Raw genomic sequence first — 14,632 nt, 5'->3', positions numbered from 1 at the left:
ACATAGAATATAGCGAGCTATTTTTTTTCTTCAGCCCACTGGCTCGGGATTTTCCCAGTCTTCGATTTAATAATACGCGCAAAAGCAGACGAGTCGCTGTAATTAAAATGGTTGCTGACGGCAGTTACCGACATCCCAGACTGCAACATCGGTACCGCTAGTTCAGCTATCTTTGTAGTGGTATATTCCCGTAGCGTTATCTGGAAAAGTTCTTTGTGAAGTCTGTTAATATGACGCACGCTGCGTTGAATATCGGCAGCGATATGCTCCAGCGAAGGAATACCGTTGCCTTCCTTCAGCTCGTGAACAAGATGCTCGCGTACAGCATGGATGTAGTACATGGGATAATCATTGCCATTTGGCATAGCTACTTTTTTCTTCGAAATATCAATCAACCTGTAAATATTCCTGCTGATAAAATCTTCATTGCTCAATATGCCCCGCTTTAGATTGCGGCAGAAATGCATGATCGCAACCTTCGTGAGTGGACCGACCCAAAAGTCTACACTGGCTATAGCTTGGGGTGAGCGGCTGCGGTAGTAGGTTAGTACCTGTTCCAGAAAATGGAATTCCTTGTCGTTGCCGTCCCGAAATATCCCACCGTCAAAGTAAAATCCAAATATATTGCTCCAACCGCTGGATACCCGAATGATGTAATCGCCGGCTGGAAGATACAGATAGCAGGAGCGCTCTGTGGCTAGACGGCAGATAATATGGTTGTGTGCATCGATCAGCTGTATAGGACCTGCACCTTCCATCAGGTACAGGATATGCAGATCGGGTTGCTCCGTACGGATGGGGATGTCCATCGTTTTGGTTAGCGTCAGTTCTATACTGTACAGATAGCCGCTCCGTCCATCAAACTCCTGTAGTATAGCTTCATCAGCTGGGGTTTGATAGTACGTTCGCTCGGCATGCCGGATCGTCAAGCCCTGTGTAGCCGAGCGGAGCTGATGGACGGATACTTGTTTTCCGAAATAGGTTCGCAGGTCGATGTCTAAATTTTTTTTCATAGCGTAAAGGAGTTGGTTATTCACGCGAAAGAAATAGCCTGAAGTTAGCCTGTCAAGAGAAAAGGGGGGAATAAAAGGAGGAGTTACCAACAATTCTGCTCGAAAATTTGACAAACTGTGCACCCAAAATGGGGGAAATGGGAGAAAAGCAAATTTCAAATATTCCGAGAATCTCCAATTTGGTAACGAGAATCCGGCTTTGGGTCGATTTTTTTGGTCAACGAAATACGATAAAACATATTTGTTTAAACGATCGGGTAAAACTGATATGGCCATAGAAGGGGTGAAGCGGTCCAACCTGTATAAAAAGAGGACCTCGTAAATTGTGATAACTGCAATACTTATGAATGAAGTAAATGCGGAGATTATCCAATGGACTACTATCGATGTTTTGGTAGTGCAATACGCTGAATATTTCAGCGGATCAAGTCCATGCCGGATCTTTTTTCCGTTCCTATAGGTTAGTCCGATAAAGGTGGCCGCCAAGGCTGCGGCGACCTTTATTTCGGAATTATCTTTTGGCATATGCCAAAAAAGGGGTATATTTAGACTACCTAGGAAGAACTGCTTCTCATAAGAGTTATTACGATATGCAATAACTGTTTATGAACCAAGAGTATATTAATGCCATTTGTCAATTGCAAGAAAGACATAGAAATACGAATTATGTTAACAACCCAGAATTTGTGAATGGATTCGGACTGTTCTCTGGTGCACTCTACCACCTAATGCCCCATCTGGATTACCAAAAGCATGCAGACCTGTATCGGGATTATCTTTTTCAAAGCCATTGGGCAGCACTGGATATGTCATATTTTCTGGATGATGATCCCTTTGTGGTCGACGGGCTGGACCAGCTCCTTGCGAATCTACGACAGGGTAGCCCATCTATCATCGCTTCTTTTCATTACGGCTCATACCGCCTACTGCCCTATCTGCTGCAAAAGCACGATATACCCTTTTGTCTGCTGGTGCGCAGAAAAGTAAGAACGCAACAGATACCTTTCTTTCAAAGCTTGAATGGCACACACCGTAGCCAACAGCTTGCAATAAAATTGCTGGATGCGGAAGATCCGCTCGCCGCCTTAAAAGTGCGTCGTATGCTCCGGGATGGGTGCCATGTCCTGAGTTACCTGGATGGTATACAGGCTATCCAGCATGCAGAACAGCACAAGTGCCCATCCATTTCCATCATGGCTGGAAAGATCAAAATAAGGGAAGGCCTTCCGCGCCTGGCAGCAAAATTTAAGACCGATATGATAGCCGTCTTCACGGCCCGAAACGGAATGACGGGGCATACTATACATGCGCAGAAATGGACGGCGGCGCAACTTGGCGATGGCAGCCCCGTGTCCGTCATGCAGGATCTCTTTTGCTGGTTTGAAGGAATACTGAACAAAGATCCGATGGCTTGGGAAAACTGGGGCAGTATGCACCATCTGCTCCAGTTGAAAGCGGATAGGGTGAACGACCCGAACCCGCAGTTCGATCCCGAGAAAAGTAGCCTATTGGCTTTTGGCACATCCTATTTTGTGCTGGACAAGAACACACTTAAAAGTTACAAAATAGATGAAAAATTATTTAAACGGCTTAGGCAACAATGGCTGGCGACCATTACAAGCGATTCATAACCTATGGGAAATGAGATCGCTGTGGTTAGGCCATACTGTAGCATGGACGATAATAATGTTAACGGTCTGGATAGGTACATGGATCCAGTACCCGGAGCAGTCTTTATGGGCCGTACCCTTCGTAGTGGGCTTCACGGGAATCTGCTGGTATGGGCTCTTCTTCATCTGTGAGGTATTGCTTTACCGGCGCAGATGGTACGAAGCATTGTCCATAATTAGCGTATTTGTCCTGATGCTGGTTCCCTTTTCCTTTTTAATCCTGCACCGTTTCTTACCCGCGATCGGATTGTCTATCACCGAAGAATGGCAAAAATTTGATTTGGCTTTCACATTCCGGATCTGGTCACGTCTTAAAGTGTTCGTGTTAAGCAGTTTCTTAGTTGTTTTCCTGCTGCGGTACAGAAAGACGGATGGCAAATTGAACGCCGCTGTGAAGGAATATGATATCCTGAAGGAACGGAGCAATGAGCTGGAGTATAAGGCGCTGGTCAACGAAGTATATCCACACTTTACCTTCAATATGGTAAATAGCATATATGCCGATGTGCAACATTTATCCAAGGAACTGGCCCATGTCGTGGGGACAACGGCCGAACTGCTGCGGTACTGCTTAACCAGTTCCCGTGGTACAGTGGTGATTGATCGGGAGCTGCATTTTTTACAGCGCTTTATAGAGATGCAGCAGTGGCGCTTCCGAAATCAGGTGCACGTTTCGTTCAAGGTTATCGGCTCTTGCTCTGGGCAACGGGTGCTGCCAATGGCCATGATCGCACTGGTCAAGAACGCGTATAAACACGGCTACCTGAATGATCCAGACAGCCCCTTGTACATTGTGGTAAAACTGGGCGAAGACAGGGTCTCGTTGATCTGTCGGAATAAGGTTAGACAAGGGGATAAAAAAGCAGATTCGCTCGGATCGGGTCTGAAGAATATTGAAAAACGGTTGAAGTTTGTCTTCGGTGAACGGGGCAACTTAACGTACCACAATAATGGAACGTACTTCCATGTTGAAATGACAATAAAACAATAACAATATGAATAAGAAAAATACAATCAGATGTGTTATCCTGGACGATGAGTCAGCGGCAATAGATGTCCTCAAAACCCGGATACTGGAGCATGCAAACGTCGAAATCGTGCTGGCGACAACCAGTGCATTCGAAGCGTTGGCGGTACTGACCACGGAAAAAATAGATCTTATTTTTCTGGATGTGCATATGCCCGAAATAGACGGTATTACCTTTAAATCCAAAATACCACCGGATATCGCCGTGATCTTCTGTTCGGCAGATGATAAAATAGGGTCTAATATGTTCGATATTGAAGCAGTGGACTACCTGAACAAGCCCGTTTTACAGCCCCGTTTTGATAGTGCAATGGAACGCTACGACAGAAAATGTAATCCGAACAGTACCAGAGTACGCGTTGACAGTGTCGACGACGTGATTAGCCTACAGGTAAAGAAAGGTGCTTACAAGATGTGTTACGAGGTGGAAATTGATTATGTGTTGAGTACCAACCGGGAAGTACGCGTCTACCTCGGTGATGAAATTATACCGACCAGTAGACCGATAATTTGGTTTCTGGAGGTGCTGTCGCCCCACCGTTTCATACAAATTTCGCAGTCGGGGATTGTAGCCCGTAATCGTATCCGCGGTATTCAAGGGCAGTATCTCCAGCTCCGCGGCAACCACGAGGAGTTGAAGGTGTCCAACACGTTTAAACCCGCTGTATTAGCACACGTTTTTGGCAAAGACACATGACAGGGCAGCAGTGGCAAACCGAACTGACGCGACTGCGGCAGCTTATTTTTGGTCTACAGGACAAGGCCCGGGAGGGGGCAGAGGGAGTAAAGCTGGAAAAAGACGAACTGCTAAGGTTGCAACAGCAGGTCGAAACAGCATTTATAGCCTGCACTTCAGCAATGGCTGACACGGTGCAGCAGCTTAGCTTTCGCCGTGAACTGTTGGAGATCTACATGGAGAAGGAAAAATTGGATGCGGGTGCGCTCGCCATGTTTCTGGATGATCTGTTCCGGTTTTACCAAACTTGTCTGGAGCATTGGTTGGTATCACATGTCGAAGACAAAGTCAGGTTTAACCTCACAGTCGATGAAATGCTTATGCTTTTACGGCTCATGCAGGAAGTTGACCTGATAGAGGTTGACCAGCTGGGGGCAGCATTTAATAGGGTGAGTCTGTATTTTTCGAGTCAGGGACAGATCAACATTTCTGCGGCGAGCTTGCGTCGTAAATACAGCGCGATGACGGACAAAAGTTTTGAACGTCTAGAAAAGCCAATAAGAGGGATGTTACGTAGGCTCGAACAGATCAACGCGAAGGGAGGTGCCGGATCTTAAAGGCTGACTCCCGACTTTACAGGGATAAGATAGCTAACCAATTTTTTAACCGCTTCGTTAGGAGGGTTTGCATGTGTTTTTCGATAGAATTCGTATCGGCCGGACTGGTTTCGCAATAAATGAGGCGACCGGGCCCGTGCAGAAGTAGTAATACGTGCATCTGAGGCCTGGATAAAGAAGAAGCACAATGTAAAACTACATGGAAAACTTACTACAAATTTTAATTGAACAACAGAAAAAGAACATCAAACTTACCAAAAAACAAAATAACCTCATTGCTAAATTAGTTTCGATGAAGATCCCCGTAGATAAAGAAATGCTTAAAAAAATGCTCATGGATAATATGGATCTCAAAGAACTGTTTAAAAGCGGAAATACTAAATTCTTCCAGATGAAAAAGCTTTTCAAAACCTATGAGCTCAATTCAACGGATTTCTATCTGGCCGATGAAGTATTGGAAACGATTAAAAAGCATCGCATGGCGACAAAAGACAATAGCCAGACCAATAATGATGGTCCTTAGCACCGTCATAGATATTATCACGATCAATGAGTTATCCCGTCATCGCGATAGTAACATCGTCGTCATCGCGAACCTGAGGCACGAAGGTGTGGCGATCTTATCCACCCACTTCACCTTACAGTCACCCTAGCCTGAGCCTAGTCCAACCAAAGAACAAGCCTAGCGCAATACAACAACAAGCCTAGCGCAACCCAAGGATCACCCTAGCCAGAGCCTACCGCAGTACAGCCTATACCCTGTCTATAAACAAGAAACTCCCAAGAAATGACCAAGACACGACTGGCAAAATGCAATATATTCCCGATCCACATCATAATCATTCGTAATCGTTCATATTCGTTCGTAATCATTCACAACAAGTTGATTGTCATTTATTTATGAAATATTTTATAAACCTTTGTTTCAGTAAGCCGATCGAAAGGGTACCCCGAAAAGCTTATCTGAACAAATTTTTTAACAGTAATAAAAACTAAAAAAATGGCAAAGTCAAAAGACAATGTGGTGATGCAGGGAGCATCAGGTAAAGTAGGAAGAAATCTAGTCTTCCGTCAAAAAGGCGATCAGACGATTATCGCAAAAAGACCCAGAGCCGCAGCGGTCGACAGACCGGTTAGCGAAAAACAGCTGAAGGTGCAGAACCGCTTCTTGGATGCATCACTCTATGCAAAGAAAGCGATCAAAGACGAAGAGATTAAAGCAGCCTATGCGGCGAAAGCGAACATCAATCAGTCGGCCTACAACGTAGCGTTCAAGGACTATTTTGCGGCTCCCCAGGTGCGCCGGCTCAACGACATCAACTACAAAGGCGCGGTAGGCGATGAGCTCAATTTCCTGATCAAAGATATCATGAAGGTCACAGAAATCAATATCGAGATCCTGGATCAAAGTGAAGTCCTGATCGAATCCGGACTGGCAGTTCCCCTCGATGCCGATAATGTCGAGTGGAGCTATACGGCTACTGTGGCAAACGCAGACTATGAAAATGCGATCTATCGGATCACCATGCTCGACACCCCCAAGAATATCACAACGGTAATCAAAGCATACGGTGAGGACATGGAGCCATAGCCTAGGTTAGCATGACCGGGAGTTAGGTGGCTACTGATTAGTGACTAGTAACTGGTGATCAGTGACTGGTGTCTAGAAGCAGGGAATCAGGTAGCTGGATTCGGTTACCTGGTTCCGGCTTCCAGATCTCAACCTATAGCTAGGTCTTAATACTCACTACTCAATACTTAATACTAAATGAATACACACACACTCTATCTCCGACGGACATACGGAGAGAAGGGAACGAACGGAACCATCACCTATAAAGGTGAACAAATTTGCCATACGATCGAATTGCCATGGCGGAACAATACACAAAGGCTGAGCTGCATCCCCGAAGGAAGATACAAACTGCAGAAGACAAAGTACTATAAGCACGGGGAGCAGATCGGAATCCCTGCTGTTCTGGGGCGCGAAGCGATCCTGATCCATCCAGCCAATAACGCGATGAAAGAGTTACATGGCTGCATCGCTCCGGTTACGACGCTCACGGGGGAAGGTACAGGCGACCACAGCCGTAAGGCACTCGAGAAGTTGAAAGAACTGGTGTACAGCCTATGGGATATGGAAGCAGAAGTGTTTTTGGTAATAGGCGAATACGCAGATAGGCAAATTCGCGAATCCGCAAAGTAGAAATGAAAAACATTATAAAGAAAATCAGCCGGGCACTACAGGTGGTACTGCTGGCTCCAATTAAATTGCCGGGTAAGGCGCTCAATATCGTAAAATACGTAGCCGTCGGGCTCGGAATCTTGGAATCAGTCCTCGATGAGGAAAAGCGCGATACAGAAGGCGAAGACCAACAGGATAAAAGCGAAAAAGTGATTATTGGTTCCATCGATGTTGGCGAAGAAAATGAAAAGGAAACCGATAAAGAGGAGGAACGCGATGAATAGCCATGGCGGCGGTTGGTTTCCAGTATTGGGCGGGAGTTGTTGCAGCATCATGGGCTTAATCCCCTGGACGGATTTGATCCAGACGATCATACTCGCTGCGGTCGGCACAGTGGTAAGCTACTTGCTGTCGAGATTACTGCCGCGAAAAAAGAGGCGCTAGCCAAAATCATAACGCCCTACTGTAAAAGGTAGGGCGATTTTGTGATAAGAACGAATGGGTTTAACGACAGATTGATGGAAATCATATTATTTTGATTATCTTCGTTTAACCAGTTCTAATTTTGATATGACGCAAACTTTGAAAATTTTATTTATCCTTAACATTAGGTTAAAATTGGACTAATATATTTACCCGATCAAAGATTTATAGATGAAATTTATTGAAAATCAGTTGTCATCAGATGAATTTTTACGTTTTCAATCGGGCGATGAACACATCTTTGAAGAGATTTATAGTCGTTACTACGATGTGATCGTTCAGAAAGTATATCGGCTATGCCGGGATATGGAAGCTACGGAAGATATTGTCCACGAAGCGTTTGTTCAGCTATTTCTGAATAAGACGAAGCTGATCGATGCAGCGGGTATTTATCCTTATATCTATGTCGTCACCAAAAGATTAGCTATTTCTCACTTTAGGAAACAAGTGATCAAAACACAATTTCAAGAACAATTCTCGCTTGATTGGAAGGAGCAGACGGATGAATGCCAACACAACATCGACGCCAAAGACTTGAATAAGATGTTGACGCAGGTGATCGAGCAATTGCCGAAACAACAGCGACTAGTCTATAAAATGAATAAATTTGAAGACAAATCTTACGATGAAATAGCACGCGATATCGGTTTGTCAAAAAATACAGTGCGTAATCACATCGCTAGCGCTACGAAAATAGTGCGTTTTAAGCTCAGTAACCTGATTGTGTTACTTTTTATATTAAAAAATTTATTTTGAGCTAGTACGATTTGATGTTCAAAACGTGTATATAGATAGAAGCAAATGTCTACTATGCGTAATCAACATCGGGTCAAAGAAATAATAGAAAGATACCACCAGGGCAAGTGTACCGCCGAGGAACTCGAGATCCTCAAAGAACTGTTATCAAATCATACAAAGCAGGCGCTATTAGAAGATGTCTATGACGAACTCGATGAAGTAACGGTAGATGATGCGTTAAAGGCAGGAAAAGACCAGCTTTTACGCCGTATTGTAAACGACCCGCGTATCGCAAAACAAATCGGTTCAAAACCTAACCCCCATAAAATAATACCATTTAGAGCCTGGTCTTGGGCTGCTGCGGCCGCTGTTGTCCTGCTGCTCTTAGTACCCTCCATTTATTATATGTTTGGACCAGATAGGTCAGTAACACCAGATGAATCCGCACAATTACATTTAGCTATTACGCCAGGTGGAGATAAGGCCCACATCCTTCTGGAAGATGGCACGATAGTCAATCTTGACCAGATTCAAGGTGATACGGTAATTTATCGGGAAGGATTTTCGATCGTGAAAAGTAAAGACGGCGAGGTGTACTACCAATATGACAAACAAGACAAACCTATACAACAAACCGTATACAATACCATTGTAACGCCAAAAGGAGGGCAATACAGAATAGCACTTCCTGATGGTACGCAGGTATCGCTGAATGCAGAAAGTAGTCTTAAATATCCGGTCTATTTTGAAGACGATGAACGCATCGTCGAACTGGTGGGTGAGGGGTATTTTGATGTGGCTAAAAGTCATAGAGATGGTAAATCTATTCCTTTTGTCGTGCATGCAGGCAACCAAAGACTACAGGTGCTAGGTACGGAATTCAATATCAATAGCTATGACAAATACGTAAAAACAACGCTGATAGAAGGGAAAGTAAGCTTGGAGTCGCTGACGGATGGACACCAACCTGTAATCTTAAAACCTAACCAGCAATCCATATTTAATGATCATGCTTTTGAAGTGCATGACGTGGATCCCTTATATGCCATGGCCTGGACGAAGGGGAACTTTGCCTTTCAGAGAGCATCTATCCATGAAGTGCTGGAAAGCATAGCCCGATGGTATGATGTTGAGGTCGTATTTAAAGGTGACTTTGAAGACACTTATTTTACGGGTACGCTGTCGCGTTTCGAAGATATACATAAACTGCTCAGAACAATAGAACTAACGGAAACCATACACTTTAAAATCGAAGGAAGGAGGGTGCTGGTACTAGAATAATATTAAAATAAATCAAAGATGCAAAAATACAGGAGCGTTGCGACCGCCCCTGCTTTTGTCAATTTGACCTAGGATTGAAAATAACCTGTTAATAATTAATAATCAATCAACTACAAATGTATGAAAAAAAAACGTGGAAGTATTTACTGCAACGACGGTGTTTTCCACATAAAATCACAATTTTAATGAAATTGTCATTAACTATTCCTTTATTTTTGGTAGCCAATCTGCAGCTTTGCGCAAGTACATTCGGCCAAACCTTTACATTAAAACGGAATAATCTTAACATGGCGCAACTCTTTAACGAACTGCAGCGCCAGACTGGGTATAACGTCTTTTATAATGAATCGGTAGTTCCTGATAGTCAGGCAATCCGTGTAGCTTATAAAAAAGCTAAGGTAGAAGAGGTAATGAAGGATCTATCAAATAAATACCAGCTGGATTACAAGATAGTAGATAAGAATATTATCCTATCAAAAATGAAACGTAGGTCCCCAACGGAGCTTTCGGCTCAAGTAGAGCAGGAGCGTCGTATATCGGGTACAGTATCTGATGTCGGCGGTAATCCCTTGTCGGGCGTCACAGTAAGGGAGATCGGATACCAAAGCGTAGCTATCACCAACGACACAGGTCATTTTTCAATGGTCGTGCAGGGAAATGATCCTACACTACAATTTACTTCTTTGGGGTATGAAAAGAGGGAGATGAAAGTCGGTGATGAAAATAATGTTGTGGTTAGCATGCAACTCGCTATAGCTGAAATAGACAATGTCGTGGTGGTGGGCTATGGTACGCAAAGAAAAGAAAACTTAACGGGGGCAACCACTGTTGTGGATTCCAAACTTTTGCAAAGTAGGCCGGCGGCCAATGTGTCCTCGCTGTTGCAAGGTACCGTTCCTAATCTGCAAGTGCGGTTCGAGACAGGTAGACCGGGTGCAACGGGGAGTTTTAATATCCGCGGTGTGAATTCGATTTCGAACAATGCCTCGCCGCTGGTGATTATCGACGGTTTTGAGGGGGATATTAATCGCATCAATCCCAGCGATGTGGAATCGGTAACTGTACTGAAGGATGCTTCTTCGGCTGCCGTGTACGGCGCAAGGGCTTCGTATGGTGTGATATTGGTTACGACCAAGAGCGGTAAAAAAGGCGGGGCTTCGATCTCTTATGCTGGACAGACCTCCATCAGTGCGTCTACCACGGATACGGATTATGAAACGAGAGGCTTTTATTCTGCCGCGATCAATGATCTGTTTTTTTCGAACTATGCGGGCTCCAACTATACACGCTACACAGATGATGATATGTACCAATTGTGGATCAGAAGAAACGATAAAACAGAAAATCCCGAACGGCCCTGGGTAGTGGTCGAAAATAGAGACGGACGGGATAGCTATGTATATTATGGTAATACGGATTGGTATAATCACTTGTACAACCTGCGCAGACCAATGCAGACGCACAATATCAGTCTGAATGGAAGTTCGGATAAGATCCAATATAGTCTGTCGGGTAATCTATACAAGCAGGATGGTATCTTTCGCCAGAATACGGACAATATTACCCGATACAATATGCGGTCAAAGGTAGATTTTAACGTTAACAAATGGTTGGATGTAAATACCAACATCTCTTATTTTAAGTCTGCCTACGCATATCCCGGACCGGGTGGTGTAGAAAAAACGTTCGATAATTCATCAAATCATGCGCTGGCCAGTATCGTACCGGTAAACCCGGACGGTACCTATGTATACGGTACGTCAATAAGCAACTACAACGTGATGGACGGTTATTCCGCTATGCTTTCTCAGGGCTTACATCGAAACATGGATAAGGTGGGCGAATTCTCGCCAACAATCGAGGCGGTGATCCACCCATTTAAGGGTTTTGAGCTCCGATCCAGCTACCGGTTTATTCATTACAACTACCAAACAATGAATCGGTCGGCAAATGTGGAATATTCAAAATATCCGGGCGAAGTATTAAATATCGTCTCCGGAATAGGTAACAATAGGCTGTACGAAATCCAAACGAACCATGAATACCAAGCCGTAAATACGTACGCCACCTATGAGACAAGGATCAATGGTGCACACGACTTAAAATTGATGGGAGGTTATAACTACGAGACCAAGTACCTAAAGGATATTAAAGTGGCGCGTGATGGCTTACTGAGTACACAGCTGGACGATTTCGAGATTGCCACAGGGGATGTATTGGAAATCAATGGCGGACAGAATGAATACGCCATATTTGGAACCTTTTACCGCGCAAATTATGGGTATAAAGACAAGTACCTGTTTGAAGCTGCTGGACGCTATGACGGGACCTCTCGATTTTCCGAAGGAAACCGGTTTGGATTCTTCCCCTCTTTTTCTGCGGGCTGGCGGTTAGATCAGGAAGACTTTTTCCAAGCTATTGATCAACAAGTTCTAAATGGATTTAAGATCAGGGCATCCTATGGCTCCTTGGGCAACCAGCAGGTTGGATACTATGACTACCTGCAGACAATTAATGCAGGCGGTAATTTGGAATACTCATTTGGAGAGGGGGCACGGGCTCCGTTTGCAACCGAGAGCGCACCAAACTCGAGCGCACTGACCTGGGAGACGGTTAATACAACGAATTTTGGTTTGGATGTAGCCCTATTCAAATCTAGATTTTCATTTACCGGTGATATCTATTGGCGCGAAACATTGAACATGCTTACAGCAGGGAAAACAATACCGGCATATTATGGCGCCGATATACCAAGAGAAAATGCATCTGATCTGATGACCAAAGGCTGGGAATTTAGCCTAAACTGGAAAGATAGAATTCAGCTCGGACATAAAGATTTTAACTATTTTATCGGCGCAGGTATGGGGGATAATACGACCAAGATTACACGGTTTGACAATCCGAACAAAAATTTAGCGAATTTTTATGAAGGACAGGATCTGGGTGCGATATGGGGCTATGAAGTGAACGGCTTTTTTAAATCGGACGAAGAGGCAGCAAATTATGACGTGGATCAGCGCGCGGTAAACACGATTATTAATTCATCGGCGGTGGATCAGGGTCTACGTGCCGGCGATCTGAAGTTTGAGGATTTAAACGGAGATAAAATCATTTCACGCGGCGATAATACATTGGATAATCCCGGAGACCGGAGAATTATCGGAAACGCATTGCCGCGGTATAATTTTAACGTGAACCTCGGTGGAGATTGGAATAATATCGATCTTTCCGTGTTCGTACACGGGATCGGAAGGCAGCATTGGTATCCAGGAACGGATGCGTCCCAATTTTGGGGGCCATATTCTAGACCATATTCGAGCTTTGTTGCTTCGGATTTTTTAAGTAAGGTGTGGAGCGAGGACAATCCCGATGCCTATTTTCCAAGGCCCCGCGGTTACGTCGCGCTTAATAATACCAACCGCTCGCTGGGCGTCGCCAATACAAAGTACGTACAGAATTTGATGTATCTGCGCCTGAAAAATGTAACGGTAGGATATTCCTTGCCCGCTTCGGTAGCGTCTAAAGCTGGCCTGTCTCGCTTACGTGTATATTTTAGCGGAGAGAATTTATTGACTTTTACAAAGCTTGAAAGCAGGTATATCGACCCTGAGCAAGCGTCGACATTAAATTCACACAATGTATCAACAAGCACCGCAAGGACATATCCTTGGGCGAAAACATTTATGTTCGGTTTGGACATTAGTCTTTAATCATTGCAGTCATGAAAAATAAAATAAGCTACATCATGTTGTACCTCGGAGGATGTCTTTTCTTCCTGGCGTCATGTGATTTGAATAAAACTCCACTAGCAACTTTGTCACCTGATACGTATTTCTCAAATGAAAAGGAGCTTGAGCTATATAGCAACAAATTCTACCCCGATATTTTGCTTACAGGGCCGAACATTTACAGTGATAACGCGGACGCGATAATCATTAGCCCACTAAATGATGCGGTGTCGGGTCAGCGTATGATACCAGCGACAGGTTCGGGATGGTCTTGGGATGCGTTGCGTAGGGTAAATTACCTATTGCAAAATTCGCATCAGACGGATGATGTCACCGTTCGGAACCAATATAATGCGCTGGCTAAGTTCTTCAGAGCATACTTCTATTTTGAAAAATTAAAACGCTTTGGAGAAGTGCCTTGGTTTAATACCGTGATCGAATCGACGGATGAATTGCTCTTTAAACCGAGGGATTCCAGAAGTCTCATCATCGATTCCATCGTCCGGGATTTGGATTATGCGATCGAACACCTTCCTGCTAACAAGCAGGTTTATCGGGTCAATAAATGGGCGGCGCTGGCCTTGAAATCCAGGGCGACGCTTTTTGAAGGTACATTTCGTAAATACCATAGTGTAGCTGATGCAGACAACTATTTGCGATTATGTGTAGAAGCTTCTGAGAGATTAATGGACGAAGGTGGTTACACGCTTTACCGTACAGGGTCTACGCCTTATCGTGATCTTTTTGCTACGACGAATATCACTTCGCAGGAAGTAATCCTGGCTAGGGACTACCAGGAATCGCTAAATCTGCTTCACAACGTACAAAATTACACGAATTCGAGTACCACTGGACGGCCAGGTCTTTCAAAAACGATGGTAAATAGCTACTTAACTTCTTCTGGTGGGAGGTTTACGGATTTGCCCAATTACCAACTGAAAGAATTTGTGGAAGAGACCCAAAACCGCGATCCTAGACTGGCACAGACGATCCGTACACCGGGTTATACGCGTATCAATTCTACGGTACGTGTTGCCCCTAATTTATCCTATTCTACAACAGGATATCATTTGATCAAGTACACGATGGGTACTGCAGCGGATCCCTTTGATAAAAGCGAGACCGATATACCCGTTTTCCGGATTGCAGAGATCTATTTAAACCTTGCTGAAGCCAAGGCTGAACTGGATGAACTTACGCAGGCTGACCTCGAT

The 14,632-nt window shown here is 44.4% G+C and carries 13 protein-coding genes; 12 read left to right on the top strand and 1 reads right to left on the bottom strand.

Annotated features, from left to right (window positions below; translation table 11 throughout):
- Positions 1-17: 17 nt before the first annotated feature.
- Positions 18-1,013 (bottom strand): helix-turn-helix domain-containing protein, encoded by a 996-nt coding sequence (locus C4F40_RS19630; RefSeq protein WP_196941129.1) that lies wholly within the window; start codon positions 1,011-1,013, stop codon positions 18-20.
- A gap of 605 nt (positions 1,014-1,618) precedes the next feature.
- Between C4F40_RS19630 and C4F40_RS19625 the strand changes: the two genes are divergently transcribed.
- The 12 genes from C4F40_RS19625 to C4F40_RS19570 form a co-directional block, all read left to right on the top strand.
- Positions 1,619-2,644 (top strand): lysophospholipid acyltransferase family protein, encoded by a 1,026-nt coding sequence (locus tag C4F40_RS19625; protein ID WP_196941128.1) that lies wholly within the window; start codon positions 1,619-1,621, stop codon positions 2,642-2,644.
- The gene (locus tag C4F40_RS19620) at positions 2,583-3,674 is read left to right on the top strand and encodes a sensor histidine kinase (protein ID WP_196941127.1); all 1,092 of its coding nucleotides are present in this window, start codon (positions 2,583-2,585) and stop codon (positions 3,672-3,674) included. Before C4F40_RS19625 ends, C4F40_RS19620 begins: the two co-directional genes overlap by 62 nt.
- A gap of 4 nt (positions 3,675-3,678) precedes the next feature.
- Entirely contained in the window at positions 3,679-4,407 is a 729-nt protein-coding gene (locus C4F40_RS19615; protein WP_196941126.1) for a LytR/AlgR family response regulator transcription factor, read from the top strand.
- Complete coding sequence (locus C4F40_RS19610; RefSeq protein ID WP_196941125.1) at positions 4,404-5,003, top strand: hypothetical protein; 600 nt, start codon at positions 4,404-4,406, stop codon at positions 5,001-5,003. The genes C4F40_RS19615 and C4F40_RS19610 overlap by 4 nt, the downstream gene beginning before the upstream one ends.
- A gap of 199 nt (positions 5,004-5,202) precedes the next feature.
- A complete protein-coding gene (locus C4F40_RS19605; protein WP_196941124.1) occupies positions 5,203-5,526 on the top strand; it encodes a hypothetical protein in 324 nt (107 codons plus the stop codon).
- Positions 5,527-6,030: 504 nt separating this feature from the next.
- Entirely contained in the window at positions 6,031-6,594 is a 564-nt protein-coding gene (locus C4F40_RS19600) for a hypothetical protein (protein ID WP_196941123.1), read from the top strand.
- Between the two features lie 177 nt (positions 6,595-6,771).
- On the top strand, positions 6,772-7,209 hold the full coding sequence (locus tag C4F40_RS19595; protein ID WP_196938891.1) for a DUF5675 family protein: 438 nt from the start codon (positions 6,772-6,774) through the stop codon (positions 7,207-7,209).
- Positions 7,210-7,211: 2 nt separating this feature from the next.
- Positions 7,212-7,472: a hypothetical protein gene (locus tag C4F40_RS19590; protein WP_196938890.1), complete on the top strand. Its 261-nt coding sequence runs from the start codon at positions 7,212-7,214 to the stop codon at positions 7,470-7,472.
- A 370-nt stretch (positions 7,473-7,842) separates the two neighbouring features.
- A complete protein-coding gene (locus tag C4F40_RS19585) occupies positions 7,843-8,427 on the top strand; it encodes an RNA polymerase sigma factor (protein WP_196938889.1) in 585 nt (194 codons plus the stop codon).
- Between the two features lie 54 nt (positions 8,428-8,481).
- Positions 8,482-9,690 (top strand): FecR family protein, encoded by a 1,209-nt coding sequence (locus tag C4F40_RS19580; RefSeq protein WP_196938888.1) that lies wholly within the window; start codon positions 8,482-8,484, stop codon positions 9,688-9,690.
- 185 nt (positions 9,691-9,875) lie between these two features.
- Entirely contained in the window at positions 9,876-13,400 is a 3,525-nt protein-coding gene (locus C4F40_RS19575; RefSeq protein ID WP_196938887.1) for a SusC/RagA family TonB-linked outer membrane protein, read from the top strand.
- Positions 13,401-13,411: 11 nt separating this feature from the next.
- Positions 13,412-14,632: RagB/SusD family nutrient uptake outer membrane protein (locus C4F40_RS19570; RefSeq protein ID WP_196941122.1), on the top strand; the 1,221-nt coding region annotated here is incomplete at its 3' end.

The organism is Sphingobacterium pedocola, from assembly GCF_015209965.1.
Classification (GTDB): domain Bacteria; phylum Bacteroidota; class Bacteroidia; order Sphingobacteriales; family Sphingobacteriaceae; genus Sphingobacterium; species Sphingobacterium pedocola.
Note: the sequence above shows the minus strand (reverse complement) of the source record. Positions and strands in the feature narration are given on the sequence as shown.

Bases quoted from the DNA above. Each gene is read 5' to 3' on its own strand.
- C4F40_RS19630 (WP_196941129.1), bottom strand. From the start codon at position 1,013: ATGAAAAAAAATTTAGACATCGACCTGCGAACCTATTTCGGAAAACAA.
- C4F40_RS19625 (WP_196941128.1), top strand. From the start codon at position 1,619: ATGAACCAAGAGTATATTAATGCCATTTGTCAATTGCAAGAAAGACAT.
- C4F40_RS19620 (WP_196941127.1), top strand. From the start codon at position 2,583: ATGAAAAATTATTTAAACGGCTTAGGCAACAATGGCTGGCGACCATTA.
- C4F40_RS19615 (WP_196941126.1), top strand. From the start codon at position 3,679: ATGAATAAGAAAAATACAATCAGATGTGTTATCCTGGACGATGAGTCA.
- C4F40_RS19610 (WP_196941125.1), top strand. From the start codon at position 4,404: ATGACAGGGCAGCAGTGGCAAACCGAACTGACGCGACTGCGGCAGCTT.
- C4F40_RS19605 (WP_196941124.1), top strand. From the start codon at position 5,203: ATGGAAAACTTACTACAAATTTTAATTGAACAACAGAAAAAGAACATC.
- C4F40_RS19600 (WP_196941123.1), top strand. From the start codon at position 6,031: ATGCAGGGAGCATCAGGTAAAGTAGGAAGAAATCTAGTCTTCCGTCAA.
- C4F40_RS19595 (WP_196938891.1), top strand. From the start codon at position 6,772: ATGAATACACACACACTCTATCTCCGACGGACATACGGAGAGAAGGGA.
- C4F40_RS19590 (WP_196938890.1), top strand. From the start codon at position 7,212: ATGAAAAACATTATAAAGAAAATCAGCCGGGCACTACAGGTGGTACTG.
- C4F40_RS19585 (WP_196938889.1), top strand. From the start codon at position 7,843: ATGAAATTTATTGAAAATCAGTTGTCATCAGATGAATTTTTACGTTTT.
- C4F40_RS19580 (WP_196938888.1), top strand. From the start codon at position 8,482: ATGCGTAATCAACATCGGGTCAAAGAAATAATAGAAAGATACCACCAG.
- C4F40_RS19575 (WP_196938887.1), top strand. From the start codon at position 9,876: ATGAAATTGTCATTAACTATTCCTTTATTTTTGGTAGCCAATCTGCAG.